This is a genomic window from Providencia sp. M-27 (assembly GCF_011077905.1).
GTDB lineage: Bacteria > Pseudomonadota > Gammaproteobacteria > Enterobacterales > Enterobacteriaceae > Providencia > Providencia huaxiensis.
The window spans coordinates 1-19,432 of record NZ_JAALBT010000020.1; the positions used below are offsets into that span (position 1 = coordinate 1).

The window sequence follows — 19,432 nt, forward strand, 5'->3', positions numbered from 1 at the left end:
ATCCACCCAATCGCGATGGACGACGGTTTACGTTTCGCAATCCGTGAAGGTGGCCGTACTGTAGGTGCGGGTGTTGTTGCAAAAATTATTGCATAATACCGCTCTTTCTGAATAAGAAAGAACTACTTAGTAAAAAAGGGCGTCTAATAGACGTCCTTTTTATACGTTACAAAATTTAGGCATTGCAAAATTCAGACGTTGCAAAATGAAGAACCTATCTCATCAATCATTTGTATAATTATTGGTGAGATAGGCTCTGAAATAACGAATTGATAACTGCACAGGTTCCTTTACGCAGTTATATGAGATTTATTAAGGTTTTGCTCGGAAGATATGGTATATTTTACCGCTGCCACAAAAAGAAAGTTATTTTCTTACTTGGTGCAGTTAAAAATTTGCTGAGCATGCTGAAATTCCTGCAAAATGGAATAGCACTTGTGAAATGGGTAACACTTGTAAAGTGATAGTACTGACATACAAGTAGTACTTGCGAAATAAAATGTTACTGCAACTTGTTGTATTTGCAGAACGAATAACGCTAATTACCTCCATTAACAAGGCTAATTACTTTTAGATCGCAGGTGATGCTATTGATATCCCTATCAAATTTTGCAGGCTTAGTTTGTAGTAATTGAGGGATATGTTGGCATATTCTATTGGTTTGGCTTGGTTGTTTTACCTTTGTAAACAAGCAGGCTTTGTACATACTTCATGGTAACAGGTTGAATTATGAGTGCGAATAGCGAAGCTCAAGGAAGTGGACGCAGTGCAGACATCTTCAAGTGGGTCATTGTCTGTGCCTTATTAATAATTGCTATTGTTGGTAATTATTACTTCCGTCAATATAATCTCGCGCTGCGTGCTTTTGCAGTTGTGGCTGTTGTCGCTATTGCAGGTGCTGTCGCTTTATGGACCACAAAAGGTAAAGCTACACTGGCGTTTGCACGCGAAGCTCGCGTCGAGATGAGAAAAGTCATTTGGCCTACTCGCCAGGAAACATTACAAACTACTTTAATTGTTGCTGCAGTAACGGCTGTAATGTCATTAATACTGTGGGGACTCGATGGTATCCTGGTGCGTTTAGTTTCATTTATTACAAGCCTGAGGTTATTCTAAATGTCCGATTCACCTAAAAAGCGCTGGTATGTCATTCAGGCATTCTCTGGTTTTGAAGGTCGCGTAGCACAGTCTTTACGTGAACATATCAAATTACATGCTATGGAAGATTCTTTTGGCGAAGTTATGGTTCCAACAGAAGAAGTTGTTGAAATCCGTAGCGGTCAGCGCCGTAAGAGTGAACGCAAATTCTTCCCAGGCTATGTCTTAGTCCAAATGGTCATGAATGATGACTCTTGGCACTTAGTACGTAGTGTACCGCGTGTAATGGGGTTCATTGGCGGAACGTCAGATCGTCCAGCGCCAATTAGCGATAAAGAAGTTGATGCTATTATGAACCGCTTACAACAAGTTGGTGATAAGCCACGTCCGAAAACACTGTTTGAACCAGGTGAAATGGTTCGTGTTAGCGAAGGCCCATTTGCTGACTTTAACGGTGTTGTTGAAGAAATTGATTATGAAAAGAGCCGCTTGAAAGTCTCTGTTTCTATCTTTGGTCGTGCAACTCCAGTCGAATTGGATTTTGGTCAGGTAGAGAAAGCCTAATCTAAACGACAAAACTGACTTGCAAAAGGCGTGAAATTTGACTACAATTTCGCGCCTTTTGTTTTTATGTTCGGCGCAAATTAATGTGCGGGGCATGTTTAATGTAACGGGGAGCCTTGCAAACCGTAAGGCGCTATCACCCATCTAGAGGAAATATCATGGCTAAGAAAGTTCAAGCCTACGTTAAGCTGCAAGTTGCAGCTGGTATGGCGAACCCAAGTCCACCGGTTGGTCCAGCACTGGGTCAACAAGGTGTTAACATCATGGAATTCTGTAAAGCGTTCAACGCAAAAACAGACAGCCTGGAAAAAGGTTTACCAATTCCTGTTGTTATTACTGTTTACGCAGACCGTTCTTTCACTTTCGTTACCAAAACTCCACCTGCAGCAGTTCTGCTGAAAAAAGCAGCTGGCGTTAAGTCTGGTTCAGGCAAGCCTAACAAAGATAAAGTTGGTAAAGTGACCTCTGCTCAGATTCGCGAAATCGCTGAAACTAAAGCTGCGGACATGACTGGTGCTGATGTTGACGCAATGATGCGTTCAATTGAAGGTACTGCTCGTTCCATGGGCCTGGTAGTGGAGGACTAAGACAATGGCTAAACTGACTAAGCGCATGCGCAATATCCGTGAAAAAGTTGATGTAACTAAACAGTATGACATCAATGAAGCCGTTGCACTGCTGAAAGAATTAGCAACTGCTAAATTCGTAGAAAGCGTTGACGTAGCTATCAACCTGGGCATCGATGCTCGTAAATCTGACCAAAACGTTCGCGGTGCAACTGTACTGCCACACGGTACTGGCCGTTCAGTTCGCGTTGCTGTGTTCGCACAAGGCGCAAACGCTGAAGCTGCTAAAGCTGCAGGCGCTGAACTGGTAGGTATGGAAGATCTGGCTGATAAAATCAAAGCTGGTGAAATGGACTTTGACGTTGTTATTGCTTCTCCAGATGCAATGCGCGTTGTTGGCCAATTAGGTCAAGTTCTGGGCCCACGTGGTCTGATGCCAAACCCGAAAGTTGGTACTGTAACTCCTAACGTTGCTGAAGCAGTTAACAATGCTAAAGCAGGTCAGGTTCGTTACCGTAACGACAAAAACGGAATCATCCATACCACTATCGGTAAAGTTGATTTCGACGCTGACAAACTGAAAGAAAACTTAGAAGCTCTGCTGATTGCACTGAAAAAAGCAAAACCAGCTTCAGCTAAAGGTGTTTTCATCAAGAAAGTTAGCCTGTCTACCACTATGGGTGCAGGTGTTGCTGTTGACCAAGCTGGTCTGTCAGCGACAGTTTAATTGCTATAGCTTCGGCTAATCAGTAATTAGGCTTTACCTTTGCGTCAATTTTGTATAAAATTTGACGCCTTGAGTTTGTTGGGTATAGCGATATACTCAACAAACCACAAATTTCGGTATGGAGTCTGGCCTTTCCAGACCCCGTCCAAGACCGCAGGTGTGGTTATTATTAGCTACTTAATTTACCTGCGTAGACGGTGACAGAGATGCCTAGAATTTTATTCTGGATTCTATTCTGCTCACCGTGTTTTAGCGCTCAAGTACATGTTGTATCTGAGTGATGTGAGTCCCGGGGTTTCCCGGTTAATCCAGGAGCAAGAAGCTAATGGCACTAAATCTTCAAGACAAACAAGCGATTGTTGCTGAAGTCAGCGAAGTAGCCAAAGGCGCGCTTTCTGCAGTTGTTGCCGATTCACGCGGCGTAACTGTAGCAAAAATGACTGAACTGCGTAAAGCAGGTCGCGAAGCTGGCGTTTATATCCGTGTTGTTCGTAATACACTGATCCGCCGTGCTGTTGAAGGTACTTCTTATGATGTACTGAAAGACGTGTTTGTCGGTCCAACCTTAATTGCTTTCTCTAACGAACACCCGGGCGCTGGCGCTCGTCTGTTCAAAGAGTTCGCGAAAGCGAATCCAGCATTTGAGATTAAAGCTGCGGCCTTTGAAGGTGAGTTAATCCAAGCGAAAGATATCGATCGTCTGGCAACTCTCCCAACTTACGATGAAGCAATCGCACGCCTGATGGCAACCATGAAAGAAGCCGCTGCCGGCAAATTGGTTCGTACTCTGGCTGCTCTGCGCGATCAGAAAGAAGCTGCATAAGCCCTTTCCTTCGTTGCTTTTTAACGTATAAACTATTTCTGAATTTTAGGAACACTTGTTATGTCTATCACTAAAGACCAAATCCTTGATGCAGTTGCAGAAATGTCTGTAATGGACGTTGTTGAACTGATTACTATGATGGAAGAAAAATTCGGCGTTTCTGCTGCTGCAGCTGTTGCTGTTGCTGCGGGCCCAGCTGAAGCTGCTGAAGAAAAAACTGAATTCGACGTTGTTCTGTCTGCTATCGGCGGTAACAAAGTTGCAGTTATCAAAGCAGTACGTGGCGCAACCGGTCTTGGCTTAAAAGAAGCTAAAGACATGGTAGAATCTGCTCCAGCTACTATCAAAGAAGCTGCAAGCAAAGATGAAGCTGAAACTCTGAAGAAAGCTCTTGAAGAAGCAGGCGCTTCTGTTGAACTTAAATAAGTTCAACTTCAAGAACGCAGCCTAGTCTAATTAGGCTGATGGCTGGTGATTTTTTAATCACCAGCCTTTTTGCGCTGTAAAGCGTGATGGGTGTTAACAGCTTTTCACGCAGTTTTAATGTTAACAACAACCCTCCAATACTTCTTTCTATTGACGACTTAATATACTGTGTTCTTCGCTACGACCCGCTCGGGTAGCTCGGTAGCAAAAGTGACGCAATGAAATGATTTAAGAGTAATAGCAATGAGTATTAAGGAAAGTATTCATTTTCCGTTTCTTATAAAAAACGCGTTGCGGTTCAGTCTCTTACATTAAGAGCTAACCACTTGGGTCACTGATCAACGAGCTGAGGAAACCTATGGTTTACTCCTATACCGAGAAAAAACGTATTCGTAAGGATTTTGGTAAACGTCCACAAGTTTTGGACATACCTTATCTCCTTTCTATCCAACTTGACTCGTTCCAGAAGTTTATCGAGCAAGATCCTGATGGCCAGAATGGGCTGGAAGCAGCTTTCCGTTCTGTGTTTCCAATTCAGAGCTACAGCGGTAATGCTGAATTACAATATGTCAGCTATCGTTTAGGCGAGCCTGTTTTTGATGTTAAAGAATGTCAAATTCGCGGTGTAACTTACTCTGCGCCTTTGCGTGTGAAATTGCGTCTCATCGTTTATGAGCGTGAAGCACCGGAAGGAACTGTTAAAGACATCAAAGAACAAGAAGTCTACATGGGTGAAATTCCACTCATGACTGAAAACGGAACTTTCGTTATCAACGGTACTGAGCGTGTTATCGTTTCTCAGTTACACCGTAGTCCGGGTGTATTCTTTGACAGCGATAAAGGTAAAACACACTCTTCAGGTAAAGTGCTTTATAACGCACGTATTATCCCTTACCGTGGTTCATGGCTTGATTTCGAATTTGACCCGAAAGATAACCTGTTTGTACGTATTGACCGTCGCCGTAAATTACCTGCGACCATTATTCTGCGTGCAATGGATTACAACACCGAAGAAATCTTAAATCTGTTCTTCGACAAAACTGTATTCCAAATCCGTGATAATAAACTGATGATGACGCTGGTTCCTGAGCGTCTGCGTGGTGAAACTGCTTCTTTTGATATCGAAGCGAACGGTAAAGTCTATGTAGAAAAAGGCCGCCGTATCACTGCACGTCATATTCGTCAGTTAGAAAAAGAAGAAATCAATAGCATCGAAGTACCTGTTGAATATATCGCAGGTAAAGTTGTTGCTAGAGACTACATTGATGAAAGCACCGGTGAGCTGATTTGTGCAGCGAACATGGAACTTTCTTTAGACATGTTGGCACGTCTGAGCCAGTCTGGTCATAAAACAATCGAAACATTGTTTACCAATGACTTAGACCACGGTGCTTACATTTCTGAAACCGTTCGTGTCGACCCAACTAACGACCGTCTGAGTGCATTGGTAGAAATCTACCGCATGATGCGTCCTGGTGAGCCACCAACCCGCGAAGCTGCAGAAAACCTGTTCGAGAACCTGTTCTTCTCTGAAGACCGTTACGACTTGTCTGCGGTAGGTCGTATGAAGTTCAACCGTTCACTGAACCGTGAAGAAATTGAAGGTTCAGGTATCCTGAGTGAAGAAGACATCATTGATGTTATGCGTAAACTCATCGATATCCGTAACGGTAAAGGCGAAGTGGATGATATCGACCACTTAGGTAACCGTCGTATTCGTTCCGTTGGCGAAATGGCTGAGAACCAATTCCGTGTAGGTCTGGTTCGTGTTGAGCGTGCAGTGAAAGAGCGTCTTTCTCTGGGCGACCTCGATGCATTAATGCCACAAGATATGATCAACGCGAAACCAATTTCAGCCGCAGTGAAAGAGTTCTTTGGTTCTAGCCAGCTGTCCCAATTTATGGACCAGAACAACCCACTGTCTGAAATTACGCACAAACGTCGTATCTCTGCGTTAGGCCCAGGTGGTCTGACTCGTGAGCGTGCGGGCTTCGAAGTACGTGACGTTCACCCAACTCACTACGGTCGTGTCTGTCCTATCGAAACGCCTGAAGGTCCGAACATCGGTCTGATCAACTCATTATCTGTTTATGCACAGACCAATGAGTATGGTTTCTTAGAAACCCCATACCGTTTAGTGCGTGATGGTCTAGTTACAGACGAAATCCATTATCTGTCTGCAATTGAAGAAGGTAATTTCATCATTGCTCAGGCAAACACCGTTTTAGGTGATGATGGTAGCTTCGTTGAAGAACTGATTACTTGCCGTAACAAAGGTGAATCAAGTTTATTCAGCCGTGAACAGGTTGAGTATATGGACGTTTCGACTCAACAGGTTGTTTCTGTTGGTGCGTCACTGATCCCATTCCTTGAACACGATGACGCCAACCGTGCATTGATGGGTGCGAACATGCAACGTCAAGCGGTTCCTACTCTGCGTGCTGACAAACCATTAGTTGGTACGGGTATGGAACGTGCAGTAGCGGTTGACTCAGGTGTTACCGCTGTTGCAAGACGTGGTGGTTCAGTTCAGTACGTTGATGCGTCTCGTATCGTTATCAAAGTTAACGAAGATGAGATGTATCCGGGCGAAGCTGGAATCGATATTTATAACCTGACTAAATATACTCGTTCTAACCAGAACACCTGTATTAGCCAGATGCCTTGCGTATCTTTAGGTGAGCCAGTTGAACGTGGTGACGTGTTAGCAGATGGTCCTTCAACAGACCTCGGCGAATTAGCACTTGGTCAAAACATGCGCGTGGCATTCATGCCATGGAATGGTTATAACTTCGAAGACTCCATCTTAGTTTCTGAGCGTGTTGTTCAAGAAGACCGTTTCACTACTATTCATATTCAGGAACTCTCTTGTGTGTCTCGTGACACTAAATTAGGGCCTGAAGAAATCACTGCAGATATTCCAAACGTCGGTGAAGCTGCTCTGTCTAAACTTGACGAATCCGGTATCGTGTATATCGGTGCGGAAGTGAAAGGCGGCGACATTCTGGTTGGTAAAGTCACACCTAAAGGTGAAACTCAGCTGACGCCAGAAGAGAAACTGTTACGTGCTATCTTCGGTGAAAAAGCATCAGACGTTAAAGACTCTTCTTTACGTGTTCCTAACGGTGTTTCTGGTACGGTTATTGACGTACAAGTATTTACCCGTGACGGTGTAGAGAAAGACAAACGTGCATTAGAGATCGAAGAAACTCAGTTACGTGATGCGAAGAAAGACTTAACAGAAGAGCTGCGTATTTTCGAAGCTGGCCTGTTTGCTCGTATCCGTTCTGTACTGGTTAACGGCGGAATTGAAGCTGAAAAACTGGACAAACTGCCTCGCGATCGTTGGTTAGAGTTATCTTTAGCAGACGAAGAGAAGCAAAACCAGTTAGAGCAATTAGCTGAACAGTATGACGAACTGAAATCTGAGTTTGAGAAAAAACTCGATGCAAAACGTCGTAAAATTACTCAAGGTGATGACTTAGCACCTGGTGTACTGAAAATTGTTAAGGTTTATCTGGCGGTTAAACGTCAAATTCAACCGGGTGATAAAATGGCGGGTCGCCATGGTAACAAAGGTGTTATCTCAAAAATCAACCCAGTTGAAGACATGCCTTATGATGAAAACGGTAACCCAGTTGACATCGTTCTGAACCCGCTGGGCGTACCATCACGTATGAACATCGGTCAGATTTTGGAAACCCACTTAGGGATGGCTGCGAAAGGTATTGGTGAAAAAATCAATGCTATGCTTAAACAGCAAGAAGAAGTTGCCAAACTGCGTGAGTTTATCCAAAAAGCGTACGATTTAGGTGATGATCCACGCCAGAAAGTTGACTTGAATACTTTCTCTGACGAAGAAGTTATGCGTTTGGCTGAGAACCTGAAAAAAGGTATGCCAATTGCGACACCAGTATTTGATGGTGCGAAAGAGAAAGAAATCAAAGAACTGCTGAAATTGGGTGGTCTGCCAACTTCAGGTCAGATTACATTATTCGATGGTCGTACTGGCGAGAAATTTGAGCGTCAAGTTACCGTTGGTTATATGTATATGCTGAAACTGAACCACTTGGTTGACGATAAGATGCACGCCCGTTCAACTGGTTCTTATAGCTTGGTTACTCAGCAACCGCTGGGTGGTAAAGCGCAGTTCGGTGGTCAGCGTTTCGGGGAGATGGAAGTGTGGGCACTGGAAGCATACGGTGCAGCCTATACTCTTCAAGAAATGCTTACAGTTAAATCGGATGACGTTAACGGCCGTACGAAGATGTATAAAAACATCGTCGATGGCAGCCATCAGATGGAACCTGGTATGCCGGAATCTTTCAACGTATTGCTGAAAGAAATCCGTTCTCTGGGTATCAACATCGAGCTGGAAGACGAGTAATTCGTTTTATGCCGAAAGGTTCGCCTTTCGGCACATGTAAGCACTGGGATTTGGGGAGAGTGTCTTTGAACACTCACCTGACAGGTCTAACTCCGACAGGAGCATTTTGTGAAAGACTTAATAAAGTTTCTGAAAGCGCAAACCAAGACCGAAGAGTTTGATGCTATCAAGATTGCTCTGGCATCACCTGATATGATCCGTTCATGGTCATTCGGTGAAGTTAAAAAGCCAGAAACCATTAACTACCGTACGTTCAAGCCTGAGCGTGACGGTCTTTTCTGTGCGCGTATTTTCGGGCCAGTAAAAGACTACGAATGTCTGTGCGGTAAGTACAAACGTTTAAAACACCGTGGTGTGATTTGTGAGAAGTGTGGCGTTGAAGTTACACAGACCAAAGTCCGTCGTGAGCGCATGGGGCACATTGAACTTGCTTCTCCGACTGCACATATTTGGTTCTTAAAATCACTGCCATCCCGTATCGGTTTACTGCTCGATATGCCACTGCGTGATATCGAACGCGTTCTGTACTTTGAATCATATGTTGTTGTTGAAGGCGGTATGACTAGCCTTGAGCGTGCACAGATTCTGACAGAAGAGCAATATTTAGATGCGTTGGAAGAGTTCGGTGACGAATTTGATGCGAAAATGGGTGCGGAAGCAATCCAAGGTCTGCTGAAAAACCTCGATCTTGAGAACGAGTGTGAAACCCTGCGCGAAGAGTTAAACGAAACTAACTCTGAAACTAAGCGTAAGAAGCTGACCAAACGTATCAAACTGCTGGAAGCATTTATCCAATCTGGTAACAAACCAGAGTGGATGATCTTAAACGTGCTGCCAGTATTACCACCGGATCTGCGTCCATTAGTTCCACTCGATGGTGGTCGTTTCGCAACATCAGATCTGAACGATCTGTATCGTCGCGTAATCAACCGTAATAACCGTCTGAAACGTCTTCTGGATCTGGCTGCGCCAGATATCATCGTACGTAACGAAAAACGTATGTTGCAAGAAGCCGTTGACGCCCTGTTAGATAACGGTCGTCGTGGTCGCGCAATCACAGGTTCTAACAAACGTCCTCTGAAATCTTTGGCAGATATGATCAAAGGTAAACAAGGTCGTTTCCGTCAGAACTTACTTGGTAAGCGTGTTGACTACTCAGGTCGTTCTGTTATCACCGTAGGTCCATACCTGCGTCTGCATCAGTGCGGTCTGCCGAAGAAAATGGCTCTTGAGTTATTCAAACCATTCATCTACGGCAAATTAGAATTACGTGGTCTGGCAACAACCATTAAAGCTGCGAAGAAAATGGTTGAGCGCGAAGAAGCGGTTGTTTGGGATATCTTGGATGAAGTTATCCGTGAACACCCAGTCATGCTGAACCGTGCACCAACACTTCACCGTCTGGGTATCCAAGCTTTCGAACCTATTCTTATCGAAGGTAAAGCTATCCAATTGCACCCACTCGTTTGTGCGGCATATAACGCCGACTTCGATGGTGACCAAATGGCGGTACACGTTCCTCTGACTTTGGAAGCTCAGTTAGAAGCACGTGCGTTGATGATGTCAACCAACAACATCCTGTCACCTGCAAGTGGTGAGCCTATCATCGTTCCTTCACAGGACGTTGTATTGGGTCTTTACTACATGACACGTGACTGCGTAAACGCGAAAGGCGAGGGCATGGTATTAGCCGGTCCTAAAGAAGCTGAGCGTGTTTACCGTTCAGGTCATGCGTCACTGCATGCCCGCGTTAAAGTCCGTATCACTGAAGAAGTAAAAGATTCGGAAGGTAACATCACAATCAACACTGGTTTAGTTGACACCACTGTTGGTCGTGCAATTTTATGGATGATCGTACCGAAAGGTCTGCCTTATGCTCTGGTAAACCAAGCGTTAGGTAAGAAAGCTATCTCCAAAATGCTGAACACCTGTTACCGTGTTCTGGGCCTGAAGCCTACGGTTATTTTTGCTGACCAAATCATGTATACCGGTTTTGCCTATGCGGCACGTTCTGGTGCATCAGTTGGTATCGACGATATGGTTATTCCAGAGAAAAAAGCTGGGATCATCGCCGAAGCAGAAGCTGAAGTTGCAGAAATTCAGGAACAGTTCCAGTCTGGTCTGGTAACAGCAGGCGAACGTTACAACAAAGTTATCGATATCTGGGCAGCAGCAAACGAACGTGTTGCTAAAGCGATGATGGAAAACTTGTCGACTGAAGCGGTTATTAACCGTGATGGCGTCGAAGAACAACAAGTTTCTTTCAACAGTATCTTTATGATGGCCGACTCCGGTGCTCGTGGTTCTGCAGCTCAGATTCGTCAGCTAGCAGGTATGCGTGGTCTGATGGCTAAGCCAGATGGCTCCATCATCGAAACACCTATCACGGCAAACTTCCGTGAAGGTCTGAACGTTCTTCAGTACTTTATCTCTACGCACGGTGCGCGTAAAGGTCTTGCCGATACCGCATTGAAAACAGCGAACTCCGGTTATCTGACTCGTCGTTTAGTTGACGTTGCACAGGACTTGGTTGTGACTGAAGACGACTGTGGAACTCATGAAGGTATCCTGATGACTCCGGTTATCGAGGGTGGCGACGTTAAAGAACCACTGCGTGAGCGTGTATTGGGTCGTGTGACTGCAGAAGATATCCTGATCCCAGGAACGGCAGACATTCTGGTTCCACGTAATACATTACTGCACGAAAAACTGTGTGACCTGTTAGAAGCTAACTCCGTCGACAGCGTTAAAGTTCGTTCAGTTGTAAGTTGTGAAACTGACTTCGGTGTGTGTGCTCACTGTTATGGTCGTGACCTTGCTCGTGGTCATATCATCAACAAAGGTGAAGCTATCGGGGTTATCGCGGCACAGTCAATCGGTGAGCCGGGTACACAGTTAACGATGCGTACGTTCCACATCGGGGGTGCGGCATCTCGTGCAGCGGCAGAATCTAGCATTCAAGTCCGTAACACAGGTACTCTGAAACTGGTTAACGCGAAATTCGTTACTAACACAGAAGGCAAACTGGTTATTACTTCACGTAATACTGAATTGCGTCTGGTTGATGAATTTGGCCGTACGAAAGAAAGCTATAAAGTCCCTTACGGTGCGCACTTGACGAAAGGCGATGGCGATGCAGTAACGGGCGGTGAAACTGTTGCGAACTGGGATCCACATACCATGCCAGTCGTCAGTGAAGTGTCTGGTTTCATCAGCTTCTCTGACATGCTTGATGGTCAAACAATGACACGTCAGACTGATGAATTAACCGGTCTGTCTTCAATCGTTGTTCTGGATACTGCGGAACGTACTAGTGGTGGTAAAGACCTACGTCCTGCATTGCGTGTAATTGACGCAAAAGGTAACGATGTTCTTATCCCTAACACAGACATGCCAACTCAGTACTTCTTACCGGGTAAAGCAATTGTTCAGTTAGACGATGGCGTTGCTATCAATGCGGGTGATACCTTAGCGCGTATTCCACAAGAATCTGTGGGTACTAAAGATATCACGGGTGGTCTGCCACGCGTAGCTGACTTGTTCGAAGCACGTCGTCCGAAAGAGCCTGCAATCTTGGCTGAAATCAGCGGTATTATCTCGTTTGGTAAAGAAACCAAAGGGAAACGTCGTCTGGTTATCACACCATTAGATGGTAGCGATCCGTACGAAGAGATGATCCCTAAATGGCGTCAGCTCAACGTGTTCGAAGGTGAGATCGTTGAACGCGGTGACGTAGTTTCGGATGGTCCAGAATCTCCACACGATATTCTGCGTCTGCGTGGTGTCCATGCTGTTACGCGTTATATCACGAACGAGGTTCAGGAAGTTTACCGCTTACAAGGCGTTAAGATTAACGATAAACACATTGAAGTTATCGTTCGTCAGATGCTGCGTAAAGTCACTATCGCGGATGCAGGAAGCTCTGAATTCCTCGAAGGTGAACAAGTCGAGTACTCACGTGTTAAAGTTTCGAATCGTAAACTGGAAACTGAAGGTAAAATTCCAGCTAACTTTGCTCGTGACCTGTTGGGTATTACTAAGGCATCTCTGGCAACAGAATCCTTTATCTCAGCAGCATCGTTCCAAGAAACGACGCGCGTACTGACTGAAGCTGCGGTTGCTGGTAAACGTGATGAATTACGTGGTCTGAAAGAAAACGTTATTGTTGGACGTCTGATCCCAGCAGGTACTGGTTTTGCGTATCACCAAGACCGTATCCGTCGCCGTCATCTGAACGATGTTGTGGAAGCACCACAAGTGAGTGCAGATGAAGCAACAGCGAACTTAGCTGAGCTGTTAAATGCAGGTTTCAGCAGTGACAATCAGAACTAATTTCTGATTTTACTGTAAAATTCCTGATTGAAGCCAGTGCCGAAAGGTACTGGCTTTTTTTATATCTAATAATTTTATCAATTAATTTTTCCTAATTAAAATCAATCAGCCCCACCAATAAAGTCTTTTTATGGTGTTAGTTTATTTGAACACGTATTTCTATTTTTGAAATATATCGAGCACTAAAAAGAAGTAATAATAAATTGCTTGATTAAAAAGAAATGGTAATAAAAACAATAATAAAAAATTATTTTAAAAATATTTAATAGAAATAAATAAAAGGAATATGCGATGGATAAAGAAAAGACAAATGAACAGACTGATGCAAATCAAACCAACCTTTCGGATTATTATGGATTACTATCAAATTCATTAGGAGTAATGAATACATCTCAGATCGTGACGGGAAACGGGCAAATTGCATTAGACTTAGTTGTTGTTATTGATACGAGTGGTTCAATGTCTGATGAAGCTGGGGATTTAAGCAAACAGATTGATGCGACGATTGAGGCTGCATCAGCAAAGTGTCCATCCCACCTTCGGGCGACATTTTTAGGTATCGAAGGGACTTGGGCAAATACAAAGTTCGACCAATCTGCCAGTGAATATTTAATCAAAACAGGCGCGAACGAAAGGGACCTACAGGCTAGATTGCCGTTTAAAGAATCCGATGGGCGAGATCATGCTGGAAATAAAGAGGATTTATGTCGGGCGGTTATTGATATAAGTAAACATTTTGACTGGCGAGATGATGCGCGTAGAGCTATTTTTGTGTTGGGTGATGAAGGAATGGAGGGGGGCGGTGGAATTCTCACGCGTGCTGCTATCGCAAAAAATAACGAAGCCATATCCGTCGCTCAAGAAAGAGGAATTAAGGTGTATACCTACCAAGGCACACCGGATGATAACCCAACCAATTTAGATCGCTTTCCGACCTTGGTGGATAGAGATAACGTGACGCGAGAGTATGAACGACTAGCCAAAGAAACCGACGGACGCTCATACATTTATACCACTGGGATCGCAAATTTCTCGTTGGTTTTACAGGAAATATTGTGTGATAGCTTAACGCCACCAGTAAAACCGGATAGAAGGCTTTCAGAATGCGATTCTGTTTGTGAAAACTTGCCACTCATTATAAATACCGTGAATACATTGTCTGATATTATAAAAAAGACAATAGATTCTTGCTGCCCTGATCCCAAACATGATGACCCCTCAGACTGCCAGTGTAAACATTAGGATTGGTTAGCTAGAAAAAGTAAAAAGCGGGAATATTTCCCGCTTTAATTATTGAATGGTAAATATAGTAATTAGTAAAAAATACCAATAATTGCACAGTGAGCTACAAAACCAACCATGAGTGGTACCGCGGTTCGTTTCACGACATCAAACGGCTGCAATTTTGCGCCACTCGATACCGCAATAATAACCCCCGCAACAGGCGACATACCTCGACCCATGTGTGAGGCTTGTTGCATAGGTAAAATCATCGCAATCGGGTTAACGCCCATACTGTGAGCAATTTGTGGAATGAGTTCAACGAATGCTAAGAATGGCGCATTACCAGAGCCCATAATAATTGCGGCTGCTAAGGTCACTAAAGCGAATACAATCGCCATGGCAAACGGTGGTAAACCGACAGATTCAGCACCTAATATCAGTTGGTCAATAGCACCACTGACTTTGATACCATGAGCAAATACCCCAGCTGCAACCAGTAAGCCCACCACATTACTAAATGCGTGTCCCATTCCGTTTAAGAAGGTTTGGAACCCATTACAAACCAGTTTGAAGTTACGTACACGAAGAGTTTCAATCACCATACAGATTGCCATTGCAATCAGTACGATAGTCACGACATCTAAGTGAATACCGGAAAAGAACAAATTGGATGTTCCTACCGCCATAATAATGGGTAACATAGGGAGAAGTGCATAATACCCAGGAACTGACTTGGTCACTTTCTCTTTTTCATGAGACTGAATGGCTTTACCGATCTCGGGAACAAAGCCTTGCTTACGGTCACAGTGACGTTGCCAGAAAATATGGGTAATACCGACTACTAATACCGTAGCTAACGCTGCAGGGCCCTGATAGTAAAGCACATACTCAACGACAGACATGTCGACCGCTTTCGCACCACGAATAGCATCAATTGCGGTTGGTGTGTAGGCTACCCCAAGAGACGTTGCGATGACCCCAGCTGCAGAAGCAGGTGATAGACCTAAACCTATCATAATTGGGAACATGGTACCCATTAACAGTACGGCTAAGCCTGTCGCTGATGGAATAGCTAATTGCAAGATACTCGCCAGCAAGAAAGAGAAAAATAGCAATACGTAAGGTGAACGCATATTTTTCAGTGGCTTAGTTGCAACACGAACTACCGCTTCATTGGCACCGATATGGTCCATATAGTGCGCAAAGCCCATCAATGCCATGATCATTAAACCGAGATCCGCTGCACGGCTGCTGAATAAATCTCGCATGACTTCAAATGGGTCGAGCCAAGTGATACCGGTGGTGGCGACATTTTTAGGGAGGATAGGCCCCCAGCCAAGGGCTAGGGTGAATATCATCAATACTAAGCCAGCGATTAACAGTACTGGCTCAGCTTTGTATCCCTTCAAAATAAACCGCGCAACCAAAACAACGATAATCAGAACCGTTAGAATTGGGATCATGCTTTAGCTCCTGGTTTGAAGCGTTCTGCGGTGATTTGTACCACTTGTTTTAGTACATCGCTGGCGGCGTAAAGGGATTTCACTGGCAGGTATTCATAGATTGAATGGAAGTTATGTGCGCCTGTGAAGATATTAGGGCAAGGCAATCCATTTTGCGATAAAGCGGCTCCGTCATAGCCACCACGCATTGGGATCACTTTTGGCGTAATGCCACAAGCTTGATAGGCATCAACAGCGATATCGATTGGATAACGGTTGTCACCTTGTAGGCTATTGTAAACGTTAGAGTAGCGGTCTGATAGCTTACAAACAACACTTTCGTTGCCCCAAAGGCTTTCGCAGCTCTCTGCTAATTGTTTTAAGAAAGCCATACGTTTGCGATAGCCGTCTTCGGTAAAATCACGCACATCCATTTTTAAAACAGTGCGAGCGCTGTTACCTGACATTTGTTTTACCCAGTAATAGCCTTCGCGTCCATCTGTATACTCAGGGGCTTCACCACCTGGTAACATGGCAATAAATTTTTGCGCCATTAATAATGAGTTAACCAGTTTGCCTTTTGCGGACATTGGGTGTGCTGATTTACCTGTAAAGATGATTTCGGCATCACCTGCGTTCCAGTTTTCATAAACTAATTCGCCAATACCGCAGCAGTCGAGGGTATAGGCAAAATCAGCACCGAATTCTTTAACATCGAAAACTTTAGCGCCACGTAGCCCTTGCTCTTCATCCGGCACAAAACCAATTTTAATTGTGCCGTGTTTAATCTCCGGGTTTTGCTTAAAGTATTGCAGCATATCCATGATAGAGGCAATGGCGGCTTTATCGTCAGCGCCTAATAAGCTAGTTCCATCAGTGACAATGATGTCATCACCGATATAATTCACCAGTTCAGGGAACTCACTCTTACGTAGATAAATATTAAGCTCTTTATTCATACACAAATCTTCACCGGTATATGGCAAGATTTGTGCTTTAGTGTCATTGGTTTGTTCTGCACTGGTGTCTAAGTGGCCAAAGAAAGCAACCGTCGGCACATCATAATCAAGGTTAGATGGCAACGTTGCGGTGACAATGGCTGTGTCACGCAGCTTAATATCTTCAACGCCGAGAGCTTCTAGCTCTTGAACCAGCTGTTTTGCAAGGACGCGTTGTCCTTCTGAGGAAGGCATAATTCCTGCCGCGCCTTTTTCCCTATCAGTGGTGGTGTTAATTTTGGTGTAAGAAATAAACCGCTCAACAATATTCATTCTTTTATTCCCCAGCATCTTATAGAATGCGTTTTACATTAGTTATATCTGTGGCTGTAATTTCATTTCACAGTATTATTCTTTTATCACAACTAAAGATATTCTGAATATCAGACCTGTTGAATTTTTCTAAGAAATGCTAGTGAGAATATAAAATTGATAATTAATAGTGGCATTATTTGAATAATGAATTAGAATGGGCGACTTTACTCCTGCCTTATTCTTCTTATTAAATAACTTTGTTAAATTATTGATATTAAAGCGTGATAATCTTCTTTCACGATGTATATTTTATTTAACACTTCGTTTTAAAATTGACCTATCTTAAATTTAATTAATATATATCTTTGTTAGATAATTAAAATATAATTCACTCTAAAAATAAAAAATATTTTTATTGAAAAAATAATAGAAAACTAGATGGAATGAATGATTAAAGTCATATTTTGGCATTTTATTTTTTTTCTTAATTTTAGATAATTGAATAATTTTTATAATTATCCTTATATTGATTAATTTTTACAGAATATAGGGTAGTGATAAAAATTTATCTTTTTGTATTGTTTCGGATTACCTGTTTTTTACATTATTGAAAGTAAATGAAAATTCGCTAAATGAGGTGAAAGCATCATTTTCATACAATTTACAAACAGAATTTAGCTTTTGTGCTCATTATCTCTGAATTATTTATTTCTTTTATAAAACAATTTATTGTGTTTATTTTTAATAAGTTGGCACCATCTTTTTATTGTGCGTTAGTTGGCTTTTTCTTGGTGTATTGCTCATTTTTTGTGATCTCTACTTGAATTTTGATATTTTCGATCACTTACTTTTTGATCTTATGTAAAAGTATAAATAATATATATTAACCAGAAGCGAAAGAAAACGTAAACAAAAAGAGGATGAAGCAATGACTGTTTCGCGCAGAACCTTTATAAAAGGATTAGCAGCCAGCGGTGCAGCAATGTCGGTTTCTAGTCCCATTTTAGCCAGTGATGGAAAACCTTCAAATATTAAGCCTTATCGGCCCGATGACGCCCCTAACTTATTGATAGTATTCCCCGATGAGATGCGTGCCCATGCCTTACAATTTATGGGAGAAGACCCGTCAATTACGCCCAATTTAAATAAGTTTGCGAAACAAGCGAAAGTGATGACGCAAATGGCATCTAATTACCCATTATGTTCTCCATTCCGAGGCATGTTTATGACAGGGCAATATCCTGTTCGTAATGGTATCACAGGCAACGCTCATGATTATGGCGGTAAGGTAGGGATTGATTTATCACCTTATGCCAATTGTTGGTCTGATGTTTTAAAATCATTGGATTACAGCACGGGGTATATTGGTAAATGGCATTTAGATGCACCATATGCCCCTTTTATTGAAAGCTATAACAACCCGATGGAAGGGCGTTATTGGAATGAATGGGCTGCTCCAAACCGCCGCCATGGCTTTGATTTTTGGTACTCCTATGGCACATATGACCTGCATATGAAACCAATGTATTGGGCCAATGATACGCCTCGTGAAAAACCTATTTATGTAGACCAATGGGGACCAGAGCACGAAGCGGATATGGCCATAAAATTCTTACAGAATAAAAATGGGCAGTATCGTGATAATACCAAGCCATTTGCGCTGGTTGTTTCAATGAACCCTCCGCATTCACCGTATGACCAAGTTCCACAAAAGTATCTCGATGCCTATAAAGGAAAAACCTCGCAAGAGCTAAATACTCGACCAAATGTTAAATGGGATGTGGAATACCAAGAAGGTTATGGTCCTCAATATTTTAAAGAATATCTGGCGATGGTAAACGGTGTTGATGAACAATTTGGTCGTATTGTTGATGAGCTTGAAAAACAAGGGCTGGCGGATAATACATTGGTTGTTTTCTTCTCTGATCATGGCAGTTGTCTTGGTGCAAATGGCCAGCCGACAAAGAATAACCCATATGATGAATCGATGCGTGTTCCGATGATGTTTCGGTTACCGGGTAAAATTAAACCGGGGCAAGATGATGCATTAATGTCAGCACCTGATATCTACCCAACGATCTTAGGTTTATTAGGGTTAGAGCAATGGATCCCTGGCTCAGTTGAAGGAAGTAACTTAGCTGAGCGCGTAGTCACTGGTGAGGGGGATGTCGCCAATTCTCAACTTTATTTATTTATACCGTATGGTGAACCTTCGTTTGGTAAACGTGGCGTGAGAACGAAAACACATACATTGGTTATTGACCGCCAAGATGGACAACCGCTGAAATATACTCTTTATGATAATGTGAATGACCCTTATCAAATGAAAAATGTCGCAGACGAAAATGCGCCAATTATTGATAAATTAATTAAAGATGAGCTCATACCGTGGTTAGAGAAAACCGGTGATTCTTGGAGACCAACAGAATTTATTACAGCTACAACAAATAAATTAAATAAAAAAGCTTCAGCTTGCGAAGTTAAATAAATTATTTCTTAATTGCCGCCTAATAAATTAGGTGGCATTAACTAAAAATAATGAAAATATTATTCTCTAATAAAACAGGGAATCACTATCCTCGTGCTTAAA

Annotated in this window: 12 protein-coding genes and 1 pseudogene; 11 read left to right on the top strand and 2 right to left on the bottom strand. The window is 43.0% G+C overall.

The genetic code is table 11. The annotated features are described in order from the left end of the window. The 10 genes and pseudogenes from G6Q48_RS19165 to G6Q48_RS19210 all read left to right on the top strand — a co-directional run. Window positions 1-96 (top strand): annotated as a pseudogene (locus G6Q48_RS19165) (EF-Tu/IF-2/RF-3 family GTPase); the annotation flags it as partial. Between the two features lie 633 nt (window positions 97-729). Beyond that, window positions 730-1,116 (top strand): preprotein translocase subunit SecE, encoded by a 387-nt coding sequence (gene secE, locus G6Q48_RS19170; RefSeq protein ID WP_004265885.1) that lies wholly within the window; start codon window positions 730-732, stop codon window positions 1,114-1,116. Then, a complete protein-coding gene (gene nusG, locus G6Q48_RS19175; protein WP_004264378.1) occupies window positions 1,117-1,662 on the top strand; it encodes a transcription termination/antitermination protein NusG in 546 nt (181 codons plus the stop codon). Window positions 1,663-1,820: 158 nt separating this feature from the next. Then, entirely contained in the window at window positions 1,821-2,249 is a 429-nt protein-coding gene (gene rplK / locus G6Q48_RS19180) for a 50S ribosomal protein L11 (RefSeq protein ID WP_004264379.1), read from the top strand. Window positions 2,250-2,253: 4 nt separating this feature from the next. Beyond that, complete coding sequence (gene rplA / locus G6Q48_RS19185; protein ID WP_102140206.1) at window positions 2,254-2,955, top strand: 50S ribosomal protein L1; 702 nt, start codon at window positions 2,254-2,256, stop codon at window positions 2,953-2,955. A gap of 325 nt (window positions 2,956-3,280) precedes the next feature. Next, window positions 3,281-3,778 (top strand): 50S ribosomal protein L10, encoded by a 498-nt coding sequence (gene rplJ / locus G6Q48_RS19190; RefSeq protein ID WP_102140205.1) that lies wholly within the window; start codon window positions 3,281-3,283, stop codon window positions 3,776-3,778. A 60-nt stretch (window positions 3,779-3,838) separates the two neighbouring features. Further along, the gene (rplL, locus tag G6Q48_RS19195) at window positions 3,839-4,204 is read left to right on the top strand and encodes a 50S ribosomal protein L7/L12 (protein ID WP_102140204.1); all 366 of its coding nucleotides are present in this window, start codon (window positions 3,839-3,841) and stop codon (window positions 4,202-4,204) included. A 358-nt stretch (window positions 4,205-4,562) separates the two neighbouring features. Continuing rightward, a complete protein-coding gene (gene rpoB / locus G6Q48_RS19200) occupies window positions 4,563-8,591 on the top strand; it encodes a DNA-directed RNA polymerase subunit beta (protein ID WP_102140203.1) in 4,029 nt (1,342 codons plus the stop codon). 108 nt (window positions 8,592-8,699) lie between these two features. Next, entirely contained in the window at window positions 8,700-12,923 is a 4,224-nt protein-coding gene (gene rpoC / locus G6Q48_RS19205) for a DNA-directed RNA polymerase subunit beta' (RefSeq protein ID WP_102140202.1), read from the top strand. 381 nt (window positions 12,924-13,304) lie between these two features. Then, window positions 13,305-14,165: a VWA domain-containing protein gene (locus G6Q48_RS19210; protein ID WP_232368221.1), complete on the top strand. Its 861-nt coding sequence runs from the start codon at window positions 13,305-13,307 to the stop codon at window positions 14,163-14,165. A gap of 71 nt (window positions 14,166-14,236) precedes the next feature. Here G6Q48_RS19210 and dcuC read toward each other — a convergent pair whose 3' ends face one another. Beyond that, complete coding sequence (gene dcuC / locus G6Q48_RS19215) at window positions 14,237-15,610, bottom strand: C4-dicarboxylate transporter DcuC (RefSeq protein WP_102140200.1); 1,374 nt, start codon at window positions 15,608-15,610, stop codon at window positions 14,237-14,239. After that, on the bottom strand, window positions 15,607-16,860 hold the full coding sequence (gene pepT / locus G6Q48_RS19220) for a peptidase T (protein ID WP_102140199.1): 1,254 nt from the start codon (window positions 16,858-16,860) through the stop codon (window positions 15,607-15,609). The genes dcuC and pepT overlap by 4 nt, the downstream gene beginning before the upstream one ends. Before the next feature lie 910 nt (window positions 16,861-17,770). On the opposite strand from pepT, the gene G6Q48_RS19225 reads away from it, so the two are divergent. Further along, complete coding sequence (locus tag G6Q48_RS19225) at window positions 17,771-19,330, top strand: sulfatase-like hydrolase/transferase (RefSeq protein ID WP_102140198.1); 1,560 nt, start codon at window positions 17,771-17,773, stop codon at window positions 19,328-19,330. Window positions 19,331-19,432 lie beyond the last annotated feature (102 nt).

What these genes read in the sequence shown, in the direction of transcription:
- secE (WP_004265885.1), top strand. Translation starts at nt 730, where the DNA reads ATGAGTGCGAATAGCGAAGCTCAAGGAAGTGGACGCAGTGCAGACATC.
- nusG (WP_004264378.1), top strand. Translation starts at nt 1,117, where the DNA reads ATGTCCGATTCACCTAAAAAGCGCTGGTATGTCATTCAGGCATTCTCT.
- rplK (WP_004264379.1), top strand. Translation starts at nt 1,821, where the DNA reads ATGGCTAAGAAAGTTCAAGCCTACGTTAAGCTGCAAGTTGCAGCTGGT.
- rplA (WP_102140206.1), top strand. Translation starts at nt 2,254, where the DNA reads ATGGCTAAACTGACTAAGCGCATGCGCAATATCCGTGAAAAAGTTGAT.
- rplJ (WP_102140205.1), top strand. Translation starts at nt 3,281, where the DNA reads ATGGCACTAAATCTTCAAGACAAACAAGCGATTGTTGCTGAAGTCAGC.
- rplL (WP_102140204.1), top strand. Translation starts at nt 3,839, where the DNA reads ATGTCTATCACTAAAGACCAAATCCTTGATGCAGTTGCAGAAATGTCT.
- rpoB (WP_102140203.1), top strand. Translation starts at nt 4,563, where the DNA reads ATGGTTTACTCCTATACCGAGAAAAAACGTATTCGTAAGGATTTTGGT.
- G6Q48_RS19210 (WP_232368221.1), top strand. Translation starts at nt 13,305, where the DNA reads ATGAATACATCTCAGATCGTGACGGGAAACGGGCAAATTGCATTAGAC.
- dcuC (WP_102140200.1), bottom strand. Translation starts at nt 15,610, where the DNA reads ATGATCCCAATTCTAACGGTTCTGATTATCGTTGTTTTGGTTGCGCGG.
- pepT (WP_102140199.1), bottom strand. Translation starts at nt 16,860, where the DNA reads ATGAATATTGTTGAGCGGTTTATTTCTTACACCAAAATTAACACCACC.
- G6Q48_RS19225 (WP_102140198.1), top strand. Translation starts at nt 17,771, where the DNA reads ATGACTGTTTCGCGCAGAACCTTTATAAAAGGATTAGCAGCCAGCGGT.